The 17,649-nt window shown below is 60.2% G+C and carries 15 protein-coding genes and 2 pseudogenes; 10 read left to right on the forward strand and 7 right to left on the reverse strand.

The genetic code is table 11. The features are described 5' to 3' along the window. The first annotated feature begins 142 nt into the window (after positions 1 to 142). Positions 143 to 1,945, forward strand: a complete 1,803-nt coding sequence (locus tag AC07V0_RS04990) for an acyl-CoA dehydrogenase (RefSeq protein ID WP_495019462.1) — start codon at positions 143 to 145, stop codon at positions 1,943 to 1,945. A gap of 99 nt (positions 1,946 to 2,044) precedes the next feature. On the opposite strand, the gene AC07V0_RS04995 is transcribed toward AC07V0_RS04990, so the two are convergent. The 4 genes and pseudogenes from AC07V0_RS04995 to AC07V0_RS05010 all read right to left on the reverse strand — a co-directional run bounded on the left by AC07V0_RS04995 (position 2,045) and on the right by AC07V0_RS05010 (position 4,612). Beyond that, positions 2,045 to 2,890 carry a methyl-accepting chemotaxis protein gene (locus tag AC07V0_RS04995; RefSeq protein ID WP_371924305.1) on the reverse strand — a complete coding sequence of 282 codons (846 nt, stop codon included), beginning with the start codon at positions 2,888 to 2,890 and terminating at the stop codon, positions 2,045 to 2,047. An 18-nt stretch (positions 2,891 to 2,908) separates the two neighbouring features. Further along, positions 2,909 to 4,027, reverse strand: a pseudogene (locus AC07V0_RS05000) (HAMP domain-containing protein); the annotation flags it as partial. 55 nt (positions 4,028 to 4,082) lie between these two features. Beyond that, positions 4,083 to 4,385, reverse strand: coding sequence for a cell division protein ZapA (locus tag AC07V0_RS05005; RefSeq protein ID WP_495019463.1), 303 nt, complete (start codon positions 4,383 to 4,385; stop codon positions 4,083 to 4,085). Continuing rightward, entirely contained in the window at positions 4,382 to 4,612 is a 231-nt protein-coding gene (locus tag AC07V0_RS05010; protein ID WP_018928577.1) for a hypothetical protein, read from the reverse strand. Before AC07V0_RS05010 ends, AC07V0_RS05005 begins: the two co-directional genes overlap by 4 nt. Positions 4,613 to 4,901: 289 nt before the next feature. Between AC07V0_RS05010 and AC07V0_RS05015 the strand changes: the two are divergent. The 5 genes and pseudogenes from AC07V0_RS05015 to selO all read left to right on the forward strand — a co-directional run. Next, a pseudogene (locus AC07V0_RS05015) lies at positions 4,902 to 5,657 on the forward strand (MCP four helix bundle domain-containing protein); the annotation flags it as partial. After that, complete coding sequence (locus AC07V0_RS05020; protein ID WP_370741086.1) at positions 5,649 to 6,512, forward strand: methyl-accepting chemotaxis protein; 864 nt, start codon at positions 5,649 to 5,651, stop codon at positions 6,510 to 6,512. The pseudogene AC07V0_RS05015 and the gene AC07V0_RS05020, both read left to right, overlap by 9 nt. Before the next feature lie 258 nt (positions 6,513 to 6,770). Beyond that, positions 6,771 to 8,513, forward strand: a complete 1,743-nt coding sequence (locus tag AC07V0_RS05025) for a potassium/proton antiporter (protein ID WP_018928579.1) — start codon at positions 6,771 to 6,773, stop codon at positions 8,511 to 8,513. Positions 8,514 to 8,547: 34 nt separating this feature from the next. Continuing rightward, positions 8,548 to 11,898, forward strand: coding sequence for a mechanosensitive channel MscK (gene mscK / locus AC07V0_RS05030; RefSeq protein WP_258612992.1), 3,351 nt, complete (start codon positions 8,548 to 8,550; stop codon positions 11,896 to 11,898). A 48-nt stretch (positions 11,899 to 11,946) separates the two neighbouring features. Beyond that, positions 11,947 to 13,410: a protein adenylyltransferase SelO gene (gene selO, locus AC07V0_RS05035; protein WP_064615953.1), complete on the forward strand. Its 1,464-nt coding sequence runs from the start codon at positions 11,947 to 11,949 to the stop codon at positions 13,408 to 13,410. A 6-nt stretch (positions 13,411 to 13,416) separates the two neighbouring features. On the opposite strand, the gene AC07V0_RS05040 is transcribed toward selO, so the two are convergent. After that, a complete protein-coding gene (locus tag AC07V0_RS05040; RefSeq protein ID WP_018928582.1) occupies positions 13,417 to 13,818 on the reverse strand; it encodes a helix-turn-helix domain-containing protein in 402 nt (133 codons plus the stop codon). Further along, complete coding sequence (locus AC07V0_RS05045) at positions 13,815 to 14,111, reverse strand: type II toxin-antitoxin system HigB family toxin (RefSeq protein ID WP_018928583.1); 297 nt, start codon at positions 14,109 to 14,111, stop codon at positions 13,815 to 13,817. Before AC07V0_RS05045 ends, AC07V0_RS05040 begins: the two co-directional genes overlap by 4 nt. A 195-nt stretch (positions 14,112 to 14,306) precedes the next feature. On the opposite strand from AC07V0_RS05045, the gene trxC reads away from it, so the two are divergent. Continuing rightward, complete coding sequence (trxC, locus tag AC07V0_RS05050; RefSeq protein ID WP_495019464.1) at positions 14,307 to 14,741, forward strand: thioredoxin TrxC; 435 nt, start codon at positions 14,307 to 14,309, stop codon at positions 14,739 to 14,741. Positions 14,742 to 14,748: 7 nt separating this feature from the next. On the opposite strand, the gene AC07V0_RS05055 is transcribed toward trxC, so the two are convergent. Beyond that, positions 14,749 to 15,519 carry a ParA family protein gene (locus tag AC07V0_RS05055; RefSeq protein WP_018928585.1) on the reverse strand — a complete coding sequence of 257 codons (771 nt, stop codon included), beginning with the start codon at positions 15,517 to 15,519 and terminating at the stop codon, positions 14,749 to 14,751. A 356-nt stretch (positions 15,520 to 15,875) separates the two neighbouring features. Here AC07V0_RS05055 and AC07V0_RS05060 point away from each other — a divergent pair, with 356 nt between their 5' ends. The 3 genes from AC07V0_RS05060 to AC07V0_RS05070 are packed head-to-tail and all read left to right on the forward strand — an operon-like array spanning position 15,876 to position 17,642. After that, on the forward strand, positions 15,876 to 16,601 hold the full coding sequence (locus AC07V0_RS05060) for a beta-ketoacyl synthase chain length factor (protein WP_495019465.1): 726 nt from the start codon (positions 15,876 to 15,878) through the stop codon (positions 16,599 to 16,601). Then, the gene (locus tag AC07V0_RS05065) at positions 16,577 to 17,389 is read left to right on the forward strand and encodes a lysophospholipid acyltransferase family protein (RefSeq protein ID WP_018928587.1); all 813 of its coding nucleotides are present in this window, start codon (positions 16,577 to 16,579) and stop codon (positions 17,387 to 17,389) included. The genes AC07V0_RS05060 and AC07V0_RS05065 overlap by 25 nt, the downstream gene beginning before the upstream one ends. Continuing rightward, positions 17,367 to 17,642: a phosphopantetheine-binding protein gene (locus AC07V0_RS05070; protein WP_018928588.1), complete on the forward strand. Its 276-nt coding sequence runs from the start codon at positions 17,367 to 17,369 to the stop codon at positions 17,640 to 17,642. The genes AC07V0_RS05065 and AC07V0_RS05070 overlap by 23 nt, the downstream gene beginning before the upstream one ends. The last annotated feature ends 7 nt before the right edge of the window (positions 17,643 to 17,649 follow it).

Genomic DNA, 17,649 nt, shown 5'->3' on the forward strand with positions numbered 1-17,649 from the left:
GTAATAAAGCCGGGCGCCTGCAATGGGCGTCCGGTTTTTTTGAAGCAAGATCTTTTGCTTCTCCATCACCAAGATCAATCATCCTGTTCAGCCTCTATTCCCACGCCTAGACTCGGTCCATCCCAAATAAAGGTAGGCCGCCATGTCCGAGACGTTGCTCAGTTCCCGCAATCTGGCTTTCGAGCTGTACGAAGTCCTTGATGCCGAGGGCCTGACCCAACGTGAGCGTTTCGCCGAGCACAATCGCGAGACCTTTGATGCCGCCATCGGCACCGCCCGCAACATCGCCGAGAAGTTCTTCGCCCCGCACAACCGCAAGGGCGATGAGAACGAGCCGCGCTATGAGGACGGTCAGGCGATTCTGATTCCGGAAGTGAAACCGGCGGTGGATGCCTTCCTCGAAGCCGGTTTCCTCAACGCCGCGCGCAGTTTCGACGCGGGGGGCATGCAACTTCCTACGCTGCTGTCCCAGGCTTGCTTCGCGCACTTTCAATCGGCCAACGCGGCATCGACCTCCTACCCGTTCCTGACCATGGGCGCGGCCAACCTGATTGAAAGCTTCGGCACCGATGAGCAGAAGCAGCGTTTTTTGCAACCGATGATCGACGGTCGCTTCTTCGGCACCATGGCGCTGACCGAGCCCCACGCCGGCTCGTCACTGTCGGATATTCGTACCCGCGCCGAGCCGGCGTCCGACGGCACCTATCGACTCAAGGGCAACAAGATCTTCATTTCCGGTGGCGATCACCCGCTGTCGGAAAACATCGTGCACATGGTGTTGGCCAAGTTGCCGGACGCTCCGGCCGGGGTGAAGGGGATTTCGCTGTTTATCGTGCCCAAGTTTTTGGTCAACGATGACGGCAGTCTCGGCAAGCGCAACGATGTGCTGCTGGCCGGGCTGTTCCACAAGATGGGCTGGCGCGGCACCACCTCCACTGCGCTGAACTTCGGCGATAACGGCGAGTGCGTCGGCTATCTGGTGGGCAAGCCGCACCATGGCTTGAGCTACATGTTCCAGATGATGAACGAAGCGCGGATCGGCGTCGGCATGGGCGCGGTGATGCTGGGTTACGCCGGGTATCTGTATTCCCTGGAATACGCCCGCGAGCGTCCGCAAGGTCGGGTGCCGGACAGCAAGGATCCGACCACCGCACCGGTTGCGATCATTCAGCACGCCGACGTCAAACGCATGCTGCTGACCCAGAAAGCCTACGTCGAAGGCGCATTCGACCTCGGTTTGTATGCGGCGCGGCTGTTCGACGACACCACGACGCTTGAAAGCGAAGCCGAGCGCAAACAGGCCCACGAGCTATTGGATCTGCTGACGCCGATCGTCAAATCCTGGCCGTCGGAGTTTTGCCTGAAGGCCAACGAACTGGCGATCCAGATTCTCGGCGGTCACGGCTACACCCGCGAGTATCCGGTGGAGCAGTATTACCGCGACAACCGCCTGAACCCGATCCATGAAGGCACCCACGGCATTCAGTCCCTGGACTTGCTGGGGCGCAAACTGGCGCAGAACGGTGGCGCGGGGCTCAAGCAACTGATCCGCCTGATCGCCGACACCGCTGAGCGGGCGCAGGCGCATGAGTCGCTGACTCCATTGCGTGAACCGCTGGAAAAACTGGTGGCTCGCCTGCAAACCGTGACCATCGGCCTGCTGACTGATCTGGCCCAGGGCAAGGTCAACAGCAGCCTGGCGAACTCGGCGCTGTACCTGAAAGTGTTCGGTCATACGGTGATCGGCTGGCGCTGGCTGGAACAGGCGATTCGTGCCGAGGAAGGGTTGGCCAAGGGTAATGCGGTGGATGTGAGCTTCTATAAAGGCAAGCTACAGGCGGCGCGGTATTTCCTGACGTGGGAAGTGCCGGGTTGCCACCATGAACTGGCGATTTTTGAGGCGCGGGATGATGTGTGTCTGAGCATGCAGGATGAGTGGTTCTGACCCGCTGACACCGATCGTTCCCACGCTCTGCGTCACGGCCGCGGAAGGGACGCGGAGCGTCCCGGGCTGCATTCCCACGCAGAGCGTGGGAATGATCAGTTAGCTCAACTTGAACCCACCCATCTGCCGCGCCAAATCATCGGCCAGACGCTGCAACGTCTGACAGTCTTCACGACAAGCCCTGACCTCCCCCGCCGTGGCCCGTGCCAAATCGGAAATCCCCTGCACGTTGCGGTTGATCTCTTCCGTCACCGCCGATTGCTCTTCCGTCGCTGTGGCCACCTGATGGTTCATGTCGCTGATGCGCTCGACCTGCCCGGTAATCGCCGTCAACGAAGCCCCGGTGCGCTGACTCGACTCAACCCCCGTGCCAGTCGCCGCTTGCCCGGCGTGCATTGAAGACACCGCATTTTCCGCGCCCTGCTTGAGGCTGCCGATCATTTGCTGAATTTCGTCGGTGGACGACTGAGTCCGCCGCGCCAGGGTCCGCACTTCATCGGCCACTACCGCAAAGCCGCGCCCCATGTCCCCGGCCCGCGCCGCTTCGATGGCGGCGTTGAGCGCCAGCAGATTGGTCTGCTCGGAAATCCCGCGAATCACCGCCAACACTTGATCGATCGACGCCACCTGCTGGGCCAACTCACCCACCGCTCCGGCGGCGACGCCAATTTCATCGGACATACTTTCGATGTGCCGGATCGACCCGCCCACCACTTCCCGCGCCTGCAGCGCTTCATCCCGCGCGGTTTGCGAAGCGACCGCCGCATTGCCGGCGTTCTGGGCGATTTCCTGCACGGTCAGCCCCATCTCATGAACGGCGGTGGCAACCATATCGGTCATTTCCTGCTGACGTCCGGAACGTTCAGCGGTGTTGTCCACCACCCGCGCCACCTGGCCGACCGCCGTGCGTAAACGTTCACTGGTGGCCAGCACTTCGCCGATCATCTCGCGCTGACTTTCCAGGAACCGATTAAAGCCGCGAGCCAGGTCACCCAGCTCATCGGCGCGGCTGGAATCTAACCGGTGGGTCAAATCTCCACCACCGCTACCGATGGCAACCAACGCCGCTGTTACCTGACGAATCGGTCGCACCAATCCACGAGCCAGCAACACCACCAATAAAAGACAAACCAACGCCACCGCCAGACCAATGCCGCCGCTCATCCACATCGCCCGGCGAGCCTCGGCGTAGATCTGCGACTGCGGCACTTCGGCCACCAGGGTCCAGCCCAGATCACGCAGCGGCAGGCTCAAGGCCAGAAACTCTTCGCCATCGCGGGCAAAACTGCTGCTGCCAGACGCGGCGGAGGTCATCACCGCTTGCGCCGCCGAGGCGCCGATCTGTTCGACCAGCGTACGTTTGCCGCTGAACTGCGCCTCGGGATGAACCTGGATCAAACCGTCGGAGCGCACGAGATAGACCTTGCCGCGCTCACCAAAGTTGAAGTTGTGGATCAGCTCCGACAGCTCTCTCATGCTCAGGCCCAGCCCGGCCACGCCCACGACTTTGCCGGCCTGCTCGACCTTGAGGTCGATGAACAGCGCCAACTCGCCGGTGGCAGTGTCATGGTCGATATTGAGGGTGCGCGATTGATTACTGTCGAGGAACGAATAGAACCAGGCGTCATTGGGATTGGAGCGGCTGAGCGTACGGTCCAGGCCCTTTTCGGTGAAGTAATGGTTTGAAGCGGTGCCGATGATCAACGCGGTAAAGGCTTTGTGCTCGGTCCGGATGCCTTCCAGGTAACTGACGAAGGCCGCGGTCTGGGCAGTGTTTTCGCCTCCGGCCAACCAGTCGCGCACCATGCTGTTACTGGCGATGTCCTTGGCGGCGGTGAGGGGTTGGACGAGGATGCGCTCGATGTCGTTGCGCATCGCTTCGATGCTCGACGGCAACGCCTGCTCGACCAGATAGCGCTGGGCGAGGCGGTTGACCACGAGGGTATAAATGCCAACCACGATCAGAATACTGACCAGCAGGGCGGTGCCCATGCTCAGGATCAACTGCCATTGAATACTGCGTCGCCAGAACTGCATGGAGCACCCCCAAAGAATAAAGGGCTGAAACACTGCAACAGCCATGCCGATTGTATACAACTAAATCGACAATTTATTCTTTGGTTGTGCGCAAAGCCGCTCAGGCCTGGTTGATCGTCTTGGCGATCACTTCAACCGTGGCGCTGACTTGCTCTTGGTAACGGTCGAGTTCCTGCTGGTGACGCTTTTGCATTTCGATCTGCTGCGAGCACAGATTCATCGCCGCCAGCACCAGCAAGCGGTCACCGATCAGCGCCGGGTATTTCTTTTTGGTCTCGGCCAAAGCGGCCTTCAACATTAAAGCGGCGTCCAGCAGGGTCTGCTCTTCCCCGGCCGGCGCCTTGATTGAATAGTCTTCACCCAGAATCGAGACGACTTTTACCCCTGCGGTGCCGTAACTCATGCGCTGACAGGGCCGGCGCTGACGCGCTCAACCAAGGCCTGAATGCGTGCAACGGTGGCGCCTTGTTTCTCTTCCTGTTCCATCAGGCTCAGTTGCAAGCTTTCGTTTTCATCCTTGACCTGGGCCAGCTCCGCACTCAGGGATTGATTGGTGCCGAGCAGCGCCTGGTTCTGTTGCACCAGGTCGCTGACCAGTTGTTCCAATTGGCTTAGGGTTGCTTCTAACATTTTGATTTCCGGGCATTTTCAAAGGGCGCGTACGATAAAGAAAAGTCACTGTGGAAGCCAGGGCTATGCAGGCGCAAGGCCTTGATTTTCCTGGCGGTCGACCTTCCTCGCGAACTTTAAAGACTGTGATTGGCGGTTCTGGTTCCTGCACTTCGTCGTCGCGGCCCTTCTGCGACAAATGCGCGCAGCGACTCAAGACTTTAGTCGCATGACCGATAAGTCATCCATACAACAGTCTCAGCCTCGCACGGAGGCGCTTTTTTCGGTGAACACCATGTCCCTAAGAAATATGAATATCGCACCGCGGGCGTTCCTCGGTTTCACCCTGATTGGCGCCATGATGCTGATCCTGGGTGTGTTCGCCCTGAACCAGATGAGCAAGATTCGCGGCGCCGCCGAGGAGATCACCTCAAACAGCGTACCGAGCATTAAAAGCCTCGACGAATTCACCCAGCTGACCCTGCGCCTGCGTGTGCTGGCCTATCGTCTGCTCGTGAATCGTGAGCCGGACGTCCAGCAGAAAACCATTGAGCTGCTGGAAACCCGAAACCAGCAGATCCGAGCGGCTCAGGCCGGCTACGAAAAACTGATCGCCAGCCCGCAGGAGCGTGCAGCCTATGATCAGTATGTGCAGTTGCTGGGGCAGTACCGCCAGATCGAAGACCGGATGAAAAGTCTGTCGCGCAACAATCAGGTCGACGAACAGCGCACGCTGGTCAACACCGATTTGCTGAACAACTCTGAAGCCATGAACACCGTGCTCAATCGCTTGCTGGAGATCAACACCCAGCAGACCATCGACACCAACCAGCAAGCCGCCGACCAGTACTCCTCGGCGTTCAACCTGGTGGTGACCCTGCTGGTCATCGCCACTGGCCTGACTCTGCTGTTCGCCTGGCTGCTGACCAACAGCATCACCAAGCCGATCGCCAACGCCCTGAGCGCCGCCGAAGAAATCGCCGAAGGCAACTTGACGCGCCCGATCACGGTTGACGGTGCAGACGAAGCCGGTCGTCTATTGGCCGCCATGGAGAAGATGCAGGACAAACTGCGCGACACCCTGCAACGGATTTCCGGTTCAGCCACGCAACTGGCATCCGCCGCGGAAGAGCTCAACAGTGTCACCGACGAAAGCGCCCGCGGCCTGACCCAGCAGAACAACGAAATCGAACAGGCCGCCACCGCCGTCAACGAAATGACCAGCGCCGTGGAAGAAGTCGCGCGCAATGCCGTGAGCACTTCCGAAGCCTCGAAAAACGCCACCACCTCGGCGGGAGACGGTCGTGACCTGGTACAGGAGACCGTCAGCGCCATCGAACGCATGAGCGCCGATGTGCAGAGCACCGCCACCCTGATCGGCGATCTGGCCAACGAGTCGCGAGACATCGGCAAAGTGCTGGACGTGATTCGCGGCCTGGCCGACCAGACCAACCTGCTGGCGCTGAACGCAGCCATCGAAGCGGCCCGTGCCGGTGAAGCCGGTCGTGGTTTTGCGGTGGTTGCCGACGAAGTGCGGGCGCTGGCCCACCGCACCCAGCAGTCGACCAGCGAAATCGAACGCATGATCGGCAGCATCCAGAGCGGTACCGAACACGCCGTGGACTCGATGCGCAACAGCACCGAGCGCGCCGAGTCGACCTTGAACATCGCGCGCGGTGCCGGCCTGTCGCTGGACACCATCAACAGCGCCATCGTCGAAATCAACGAGCGCAACCTGGTGATCGCCAGCGCGGCCGAAGAGCAGGCGCAAGTGGCCCGTGAAGTGGACCGCAATCTGGTGAACATTCGTGACCTGTCGGTGCAATCGGCCACCGGTGCCAACCAGACGAGTGCGGCCAGCAACGAACTGTCGCGCCTGGCGCTGGACCTGAACAACATGGTTGGGCGGTTTAGCCTGTAACGGCTCCCCTCTGTGGCGAGGGGGCTTGCCCCCGTTCGGCTGCGAAGCAGTCGCAATTGACCCACGCGTTGAACTTGGCGCACCGCAGCGCCGGCTTTGGGGTCGCTGCGCGACCCAACGGGGGCAAGCCCCCTCGCCACAGGGGATGATCGCCGTCAAAAGCTTTTTGACAGCATCACATTTCAACAGGTTAGAATCGCTGGCACGCGGACTGCATGGTCAGTTTGCGCCCGCCTTTACGCTTCCGGAGTACTGCCCTTGAATGCGACGACCATCAACAGCCTGTTCTTGATCGGCGCGTTGCTGGTAGGTGCGAGCATTCTGGTGAGCTCACTTTCATCGCGCCTCGGGATCCCGATTCTGGTGATCATCCTCGCGGTGGGCATGTCGGCCGGTGTCGATGGCGCCGGCATTATTTTCGATAACTACCCCACGGCTTATCTGGTCGGTAACCTCGCCCTGGCAGTGATCCTGCTCGACGGCGGCTTGCGCACCCGGGTGGCGAGTTTTCGCGTGGCGTTATGGCCGGCGCTGTCGCTGGCCACAGTCGGGGTGTTGATCACCACCGGGCTGACCGGGATGGCGGCGGCGTGGTTGTTCGACCTGAACCTGATTCAGGGCCTGCTGATCGGCGCCATCGTCGGTTCCACCGATGCCGCGGCCGTGTTCTCGCTGCTCGGCGGCAAAGGCCTGAACGAACGGGTGACCGCGAGCCTGGAGATCGAATCCGGCAGCAACGACCCGATGGCAGTATTTCTCACCGTCACCCTGATCGACATGCTCGCCAGCGGCCAGACCGGCCTGCACTGGAGCCTGCTCGGGCACTTGCTGCGTGAGTTCGGTATTGGCGGCGTCATCGGCCTCGGCGGTGGCTGGCTGATGTTGCAACTGGTCAACCGCATCCACCTGGCCACCGGCCTTTATCCAATTCTGGTGATTGCCGGCGGCCTGGTGGTGTTCGCCCTGACCAACGCCCTGCACGGCAGCGGCTTTTTGGCGGTGTACCTGTGCGGCCTGGTGATCGGCAACCGCCCGGTACGCAGCCGTCACGGCATTTTGCATATGCTCGACGGCATGGCCTGGCTGGCCCAGATCGGCATGTTCCTGGTGCTGGGGCTGCTGGTCACGCCCCATGACCTGCTGCCGATCGCTTTGCCGGCGCTGGGCCTGGCGCTGTGGATGATTCTGTTTGCCCGCCCGCTGTCGGTGCTGGCTGGCCTGCTGCCTTTCAAGGCGTTCCATGGACGCGAGAAGGCATTCATTTCCTGGGTTGGCCTGCGCGGCGCCGTACCGATCATTCTGGCGGTGTTCCCGCTGATGGCGGGGCTGCCCAATGCTCAACTGTATTTCAATCTGGCGTTCTTTATCGTGCTGGTGTCGCTGTTGGTGCAGGGCACAAGCCTGCCGTGGGTCGCCAAGCTTTTGAAAGTGACCGTCCCCCCAGAGCCCCTGCCGATCTCCCGATCGGCGCTGGAAGTGCATGTCACCAGCGAGTGGGAACTGTTCGTGTATCGCCTCGGTGCCGAGAAATGGTGCATCGGTTCACCCCTTCGCGAACTGAAAATGCCCGAAGGCACACGTATCGCAGCCCTGTTTCGTGGCCAGCAACTGCTCCATCCGTCGGGTAGTACGGTGCTCGAAGTCGATGATTTGCTCTGCGTGATCGGCCATGAACACAACCTTCCGGCCCTCGGAAAACTCTTCAGCCAGGCACCGCAACGGGGGCTGGATTTGCGCTTCTTCGGCGACTTCGTACTCGAAGGAGACGCCCAGCTGGGCGCGGTTGCTGCCCTGTACGGATTGAAAGTCGAGGGCATCGATCCGAACATGTCCCTGGGCCACTTCATTGCCCAGAAAGTGGGCGGCGCTCCAGTCGTCGGTGACCAGGTGGAGTGGAACAACACCCTCTGGACCGTCGCGGTCATGGAAGGGAACAAGATTGGGAAAGTGGGCGTCAGATTCCCCGAAGGAAGTCGCCCCGGCCCCGGCCTGTTCCTCTAAACTCCACACTTCGTCTCGTTTTCGATCGGTCTCTATGTCAACTCTGCGTACCTTTTTCATCATGGCCCTGCTGGGCTTGAGTCTTTCCATCAACACGCTGCAAGCCGCCGAGCCGCCGTCCAGCGAAGCCGTGCAAGCGAGCCTGGACAAGATCGCCGACCGCAAACTGCCGGAGGCCGATCAAAAAGCCCTGCAAGCGGTCCTGCAGAGCACGCTCACCCAGCTCAACAACCGGCGTGATTACGACCAGAAGCTGATCGATCTCAAACAGCAGTTGACCAACGCTCCCAGGCAGAACATCGAGAACCAGCGCGAGCTGACCCGCCTCAAGGCCACCAAAGTGGTGCCGGTGGGGCAACGCTATACCAAAGAGACGATTCAGCAGCTCGAACAACTGTTGACCGAACGCTCTACTCAACAAAGCGACCTGCAGAAAGCCCTGGCCGAAGCGAACAGCCTGATCATTACCGCCCAGACCCGCCCCGAGCGCGCCCAGGCCGAGATCTCTGCCAGCCAGACGCGCATCCAGCAGATCAACAACATCCTCAAACTTGGCAAGGACAGCGGCAAGACCCTGACCGCCGAGCAACGCGATCAGCTCAACGCCGAGCTCGCGGCACTGAACGCCTTGATTCCGTTGCGTCGCCAGGAACTGGCCGGCAACAGCCTGTTGCAGGACCTGGGCAACAGCCAGCACGACTTGCTGTCAGAAAAGTCCGATCGCCTGGATCAGGAGATCCAGGACCTGCAAACCCTGATCAACCAGAAACGCCTGGCCCAGTCACAAGAGACCGTGACCCAGCAGTCCATCGAGGCGCAGAAGGCCGGCGGCAGTAGCCTGCTGGCCACCGAAAGCGCGGCCAACCTGAAGCTCTCCGACTACCTGCTCAAAAGCACCGACCGCCTCAACGAAGTCACTCAACAGAACCTGCAGACCAAGCAGCAACTGGACAGCGTGACCCAGAGCGACTCGGCGCTGGACGAACAGATCAACGTGCTCAAGGGCAGCCTGCTGCTCTCCAAGATTCTCTACAAACAGAAACAGGCCCTGCCGCGCCTAAGGCTCGACCGCGACCTGGCCGACCAGATTGCCGACATTCGCCTGTATCAGTTCGAAGTCAGCCAGCAACGGGAACTGCTCAGCAACCCGATCACCTACGTCGATAACCTGCTGGCGACTCAGCCACCCGAGCAAGTCACCCCGCAACTGCGCAAGAGCCTGCTGGACCTGGCCAACACCCGCGCGGACCTGTTGGAGCGCTTGAATCGCGAACTGAGCGCGGTGCTCAACGAATCCATCACGCTGCAACTCAATCAGAAACAACTGCTCAGCACCGCACAAAGTCTGCGGGCTACGCTGGACGAGCAGATGTTCTGGATTCCCAGCAACAAACCGCTGGATCTTGAGTGGATGCACAGCGTGCCGGAACGCCTGCAACGCCAGGTCACTACCCTGCCGTGGGCTTCGAGCCTGAGCGAATTGACCGATGGTCTGACGCAACGGCCGCTGCTGTTCCTGCCACTGGCCCTGCTGATCGGCGCGCTGCTGTGGCGCCGCAAAAATCTCTATTCCCGCCTGAACAAAGTTCACCAGGACATCGGCCATTTCAAACGCGACAGCCAGTGGCACACCCCGCAAGCGATTCTGATCAACATCCTGCTGGCGATGCCGGTTTCCCTGGGCCTGGCCTTGTGCGGCCTGGCCTTGCAGATCGACGCCCGCGGCCAGAACGCCAACATGGGCGCAGCGCTGTTGCAGATGGCCCAGGCCTGGCTGGTGTTCTACACCGCCTACCGCATCCTCGCGCCGGGTGGCGTGGCCGAACTGCATTTCCGTTGGGAAAAGCCCCAGGTCGAATTCCTTCAAGGCTGGATTCGCCGGCTCGGGCTGGTGGTGATGGCCCTGGTGACTGTAGTGGCAGTCGCCGAGCTGCAACCGGCGGCGCTGGCCGATGACGTGCTTGGCATGCCGGTGGTGCTGACCTGCTACGCCTTGATGACCTGGCTGCTCAGCCGCTTGCTGGTCAGCAGCCCAAACCATGAAAACGCCTCGCTGTTCCGCAAGGCCGTGGGAATCATGTTCACCGTCCTGCCGATCGCGTTGTTCGTCGCCGTGTGCTTCGGCTACTACTACACCGCGCTGAAACTCAGCGACCGGTTGATCAACACCCTGTACCTGCTGATGTTCTGGCTGGTGATCGAAGCCACCTTCGTGCGCGGCCTCAGCGTTGCGGCACGGCGCCTGGCCTATCAGCGCGCCCTGGCCAAACGCCAGGCTGCGAAAGAGGCTGGCGACGGCGAAGCCGTGATCGAAGAGCCGACCCTGGACATCGAGAAGGTCAACGAGCAGTCGCTGCGACTGATCCGCCTGGCCCTGCTCGGCGGTTTCATCGCGGCGCTGTACTGGGTCTGGTCGGACCTGATCTCGGTGTTCTCGTACCTGGACAACATCACCCTCTACGAATACACCAGCGGCACCGGCGCCAACATGAGCATGGTGCCGATCAGCATCGGCGACATGCTTGGCGCGCTGATCATCATCGGCATCACCTTCGCGCTGGCGCGCAACTTGCCGGGTCTGCTGGAAGTGTTTGTGCTGTCCAAGCTCAACCTGGCCCAGGGCAGTTCCTACGCCACGACCACGTTGCTGTCCTATGTGATCGCCGGTGTCGGTTTCGTCTCGACCCTGTCCACGCTCGGCGTGAGCTGGGACAAGTTGCAATGGCTGGTGGCAGCGCTGTCGGTGGGTCTCGGTTTCGGGATGCAGGAAATCTTCGCCAACTTCATCTCCGGCATCATGATCCTGTTCGAACGCCCGGTGCGGATCGGCGACACCATCACCATCGGCAACCTGTCGGGCACAGTGAGCAAGATCCGCATCCGTGCCACGACCATCACCGACTTCGATCGCAAGGACATCATCGTCCCGAACAAGACGTTCATCACCGGGCAACTGATCAACTGGTCGCTGACCGACACCATCACCCGGGTGACCCTCAAGCTCGGCGTCGACTACGGCTCGGATCTGGACCTGGTGAAAGAACTGTTGCTCAAGGCCGCACGCGATAACCCGCGTGTGCTGAAGGACCCGGAACCCCACGTGTACTTCCTGAACTTCGGCGAAAGCACCCTCGACCACGAGCTGCGCATGCATGTGCGCGACCTCGGTGACCGTAACCCGGTGCTCGATGAGGTCAACCGCTTCATCAACCGCGAGTTCAAGAAGCAGCACATCAACATCTCGTTCCGGCAGATGGAGGTCTATCTCAAGAACCTTCAGGGCCAGGAATACAAAATGGTCCCGGTTGAGCCGGAAACCAAAACCGTTGTTCCGGAACCCACCAGCAAACCGCGGCAAGAGCCACCGCCTGTCGAACTCGACTAAGCGCGCTATCCCTAGCAGAATGCTCGGACATTCTGCTGGAGATGGCCGTTGAAAGCCCTCGACGAACTGACCTTCGACAATCGCTTCGCCCGCCTGGGCGATGCGTTCTCAACCCACGTACTGCCTGAGCCCATTGCGGCTCCGCGACTGGTGGTCGCCAGCCCCGCCGCCATGGCGCTGCTGGACCTGGACCCGGCCGAGGCCGAAACGCCAGTGTTCGCCGAGCTGTTCGGCGGCCACAAGCTGTGGGCCGAAGCCGAGCCGCGGGCGATGGTCTATTCCGGGCATCAATTCGGCTCCTATAACCCGCAGTTGGGTGACGGTCGCGGCCTGTTGCTGGGCGAGGTCTATAACGAAGCCGGCGAGCATTGGGACCTGCACCTCAAGGGTGCCGGTCAGACGCCTTACTCACGCATGGGCGATGGACGGGCAGTGCTGCGCTCCTCGATCCGCGAGTTCCTTGCCTCCGAAGCCCTGCATGCCCTGAACATTCCCACCACGCGCGCACTGTGCGTGATCGGCTCCGACACGCCGGTCTGGCGCGAGAAACAGGAGCGCGCGGCCATGGTCCTGCGCCTGTCGCCGAGCCATGTGCGTTTCGGGCACTTCGAATTTTTCTACTACACCAAGCGCCCCGAGCAGCAGAAAGAACTCGGCGAGCACGTGCTGGCCATGCACTTCCCGCACTGCCTGGAGCAGCCGGAGCCGTACCTGGCGATGTTCCGCGAAATTGTCGAGCGTAATGCCGAACTGATCGCCAAATGGCAGGCCTATGGGTTCTGCCACGGCGTGATGAACACCGACAACATGTCGATCCTCGGCATCACCTTCGACTTCGGCCCGTTCGCCTTCCTCGACGACTTCGACGCCCACTTCATCTGCAACCACTCCGATGACCAGGGCCGCTACTCCTTCAGCAACCAGGTACCGATTGGCCAGTGGAACCTCAGCGCCCTCGCCCAGGCCCTGACACCGTTCATCAGCGTCGAAGCCCTGCGCGAGACTCTCGGCCTGTACCTGCCACTGTTCCAGGCCCACTACCTGGACCTGATGCGCCGCCGCCTCGGCCTTACTACCGCCGAAGACGACGACCAGAAACTGCTGGAGCAGCTGCTGCAACTGATGCAGAACAGCGGCGTCGATTACAGCCTGTTCTTCCGCCGCCTGGGCGATGAGGCACCGGAGCTGGCTGTCGCCCGGTTGCGCGATGACTTTGTCGACATCAAGGGTTTCGATGCGTGGGGCGAGCTCTACGCCGCCCGGGTTGCCCGTGAAGGCGTGATTGATCAGGAGCAGCGCCGCAAACGAATGCATGCGGTCAATCCGCTGTACATCCTGCGCAATTATCTGGCGCAAAAAGCCATCGATGCGGCGGAAAGCGGCGACTATTCAGAAGTTCGTCGCTTGCACGCGGTATTGAGCAATCCGTTCGAGGAGCAGCCTGGAATGGAGAGCTACGCCGAGCGGCCACCGGAATGGGGCAAACATCTGGAGATCAGTTGTTCGTCGTGAGGCTTGTCAGATAAAGGTCTCTACGGACACACCAAAGCGCTCGGCCAACCAGCGAACCTGCCGCAGGTTGAGCTGGCGCTTGCCGCTTAAGATCTCCGAGACTACCGATTGCGTGCCCACACCGGGCAGCTCGCTCTGGCTCAGGCCGTGTTCGCGCATCATATAGCCAAGAACCTCTGCACCAGAGGCTTCGCGCATGGGGTGATGGTTGCGATCCCACTCCGCAATCCAGTCACCGATGATGTCCACCAAGCTCATCAACGGATGCGACTCATCATCGCCGGTCATCTCAAGCAATTCATCGAGTGCCCGCGCCAACATGTCATAGTCGTCTTCGTTTTTCGGTTTTCGAAGCAATGGCGAGACGAACTCCCAATGCTCAGCAGCTTTTTTGATTAGAACACTCATACCCTTCCCTCCTTCCATTTACCGCGGTCATATTCGCTATGATCCAGCACATGCTTGATATAAAGCTTTTGAGACCGATACCTGACAAAAGCGATAAGCCGCAATTTGTTGCCACCGATGTCGAACACATGAAACTCGCCGACTTTGTCGGTTGCGGGAAAAATAGACTTCATCGCCGCGAAGTCTCCCGGGCTACTCCCTTTGGCGAGTCGATACCACTGCTCCAATGCATTGGCTGCCCGCGGCCACTTTTCCTTGGCCTCACGAATTGGTTTTTCAGTAAACACATGCATGCAACATCCTTATCGCATTCTGCTATGGGGAGTTAAACACAGATCAAAAATATCGCAAGTTGCGATATCTCTCGGCAGACCAACGGTCTCGCTCAGTACGATTCAGCCTAGTTTCATCGCCAGACGCTGCACGATTGAAAATATGAGCAAACGTCTCCACATAGGAGTGATCGGCTTCTTAACAGGACCTCCTTCATGACCGACCCACTCCTCATCCCCTGCCCCCACTGCAACGGCCTGAACCGCATCCCCGCCGAACGCGTCAACGATCATCCAAAGTGCGGCCGCTGCAAGGCTGATGTCCTGCTGAGCAAGCCGTTCGAACTGAAGCAAGGCGATTACGCCAGTCAGATCAAGGGTGACCTGCCGTTGCTGGTGGATGTGTGGGCTGATTGGTGCGGGCCGTGCAAATCGTTTGCGCCGGTGTTCGAGCAAGCGGCGGGGCAATTGGCAGGCAAGTGTCGGTTGGCCAAGCTGGACAGCGAGGCGAATCAACAGTTGTCGGCGCAGCTGGGGATTCGCTCGATCCCGAGCCTGATTCTGTTCAAGAACGGCCGGGAAGTGGCTCGCCAAAGCGGGGCCTTCCCGTTACCGCAGTTGATGAGCTGGTTGCACAGTCAGGGGATCTGATTGCCTTTCAGGCATTTTCCAGCAGGTTGTGCAGTTCGACGAATTGCTGGGTCAGCTTGTGCCGCGGGTCGAGGTGGATCAGCGGCGTGTTGGCCTGATGGGATTCGCGCATGCGCACCGAACTTGCCAGGTACACCGGCAGTACCGGCAGCCCTTCGGCGATCAGTTCGTCGAGAATTTGCTGCGGCAGACTGGCGCGGGCCTGGAACTGGTTGACGACAATGCCTTCGACTTCCAGCCCTTCATTGTGGTCGTCCTTCAACTCTTCGATTTCCGCCAACAGACCATACAACGCCTGGCGCGAGAAGCTGTCGCAGTCAAAGGGAATCAGCACGCGATCAGCGGCGATCAAGGCGGAGACGGCATAGAAATTCAGCGCTGGCGGGGTGTCGAGGTAGATCCGGTCGTAATCACCGTCCAGCTCCTCGAGCAATTTACGCAGCTTGTTGATCTTGTGTTTGGCCTCAAGCTTGGGCTGCAAGTCTGCCAGCTCGGCGGTGGCAGTGATGACGTGAAGGTTGTCGAACGGAGTTTCGTAGATGTCGACCTGACCTTTCTTCGAGAACGGCCCGGAGGACAGGGTCTGCTTGAAGAAGTCGGCGATACCCATCGGGATATCCTCACCGGTGAGCCCCGTCAGGTATTGAGTGGAGTTGGCCTGGGCATCGAGATCCACCAATAACGTGCGATAGCCTTCGCTGGCGCTGACCGCCGCCAGATTGCAGGCAATGCTTGATTTGCCCACGCCACCTTTCTGATTGAACACCACGCGCCGCATGTCTAAACCTCCGTGTATCAAAGAATGACCGAGTGTAGTAGTCCACATCGCTGCTTAGCTACCTCGCCAGCATCTAGACTACACAGTCATAGGCAAATCTCTGGCCGGAACAGCTGCCAACTCGTCCATTGATAGCCGACAGTGCCGACAGACATGTCCGCCGCATTGTGGATAATGGCCAAACGACAGCTTTTCGCGAACCAGACGGTACATTTCGTTGCGCAAAATGTAACCAGCATTTGCTACACGCCCGCAGCACCGGGATAATGCGCGCCACTCGGCGTTAAGCGCCACGTCAGGTCAGCCGCGGTTCTTGCGACTCACCGCGTTAAAGGAAGCCCGCAGGGGCGGGATGAATGTCTGTGATCAACTTCAACATCGCCCAATGGCGCGCTTGGGCCCCTGGGCTTGAAAGCGTGGATGATTGGCAGGCCTGGAGCCGACAACCGGTCGTGCTCGAGCCCAGCGATGCCGCCCCGGATGTGTCGTTTCTGCCGGCCATGCAGCGTCGGCGACTCAGCCGTCTGGCGCGGATGGCGTTCAGTGTCGGCTGGCCCTTGGCCGAAGGTCATCCGGATTTACCGTTGGTCTTTATTTCTCGCCACGGCGAAACCCCGCGCACCTTCGAAATTCTCAGCGATCTGGCGACCGACCAACCGTTGTCGCCCACTCAGTTCAGCCTGTCGGTGCACAACGCGGTCATCGGCCTGTGGTCGATCATGCGTGGCGAAACCAGCGAAATGACCGCCCTCGCCGCCGCCGGCGATGGCCTTGAACACGGCATGCTAGAGGCCGCGGCGCTGCTTGAGGAAGGCGCGCCCGCGGTACTGCTGATCGTCACCGAAGAGCAACCTCCCGCCGCCTACTCGACCTGGATAGATGATGTGCCTTTCCCTTATGCGGTCGGCCTGTTGATCACCCCCGGTAATCAGTGGCAACTGTCGCTGAACAGCGACCCGCACACGTTGTCCAAAGCCCGCTGGCCCCATGCTCTGAATCTGTTGCGTACGCTGCTCGGCCAGCAAACAACCTGCCAACATGCCTGGAAAAATCGTGTATGGACCTGGCAACGCAACCCGTAACCGATAAAAACCGCGACGCCTACTACTGGCGCCTGCTGGCCACCGCTGCAAGCTTTACCCTGTTCGGGTTGAGCAGCCTGTGCCTGCGACTGGTGGTGTTCCCGCTGTTGAACTGCCTGCCAGGAGACGCTCAGGTCCATCGTCAGCGCGCGCGACATACGGTCAGTCGGTGTTTCTGGTTTTTCATTCGGTTCATGGCGCGCAGTGGCGTGCTGACCTATGACATTCAGGGGGCGGAAAAGCTCGGGCGCCCAGGCCAAATGATCGTCGCCAACCACCCCTCGCTGATCGATGTGGTGTTTTTGATCGGCCTGGTGCGCCACGCCAACTGCGTGGTCAAGAAAAGCCTCTGGGAAAACCCGTTCACTCGCGGTCCGCTACGCTGTACCGAATACATCAGCAACGATGGCAGCATGGACATGCTCGACGCCGCTGCCGACGCGCTGAAAAGCGGTCAGACCCTGATCATCTTTCCCGAGGGCACCCGGACCCGACCCGGCCAACCGCCGGCCTTTCATCGGGGGGGCGCGGCAATCGCGCTGCGCGGTGCGAGAATCCTCACCCCGGTGATTATCAAGGTCAACCCGACCACATTGACCAAGGCCGAACCCTGGTATCGGATCCCCAAACGCCGCGTGCACTTCAGTTTTCGCGTCGGGGCCGATATAGACCCACAGGCCTTCGCTACGCAAGGCCCTGCACCCCAGGCCTCGCGCAAGCTCAACGACTATTTGCACTCTTACTTTATCAAGGAGCTCGCCGAAGATGAGCGATCAGAACACCGTTAGCCTGATGCAGGAAATCAAAGAGCTGATCATCGAAGCCCTGGGCCTCGAAGACATCAGCGTCGACGACATCGGCGATAACCAGACGCTGTTCGGCGAAGGCCTGGGCCTGGACTCGGTAGACGCGCTGGAACTCGGCCTGGCGATCCAGAAAAAGTACGGCATCAAAATCGATGCCGACGCCAAGGACACCCGTAATCACTTCAGCAACGTGGCGAGCCTTGCGGCGTTCGTCACTGCAAAACAGGCAGCTTGAGACCGGA

The organism is Pseudomonas sp. GW821-FHT01E10 (assembly GCF_059422365.1).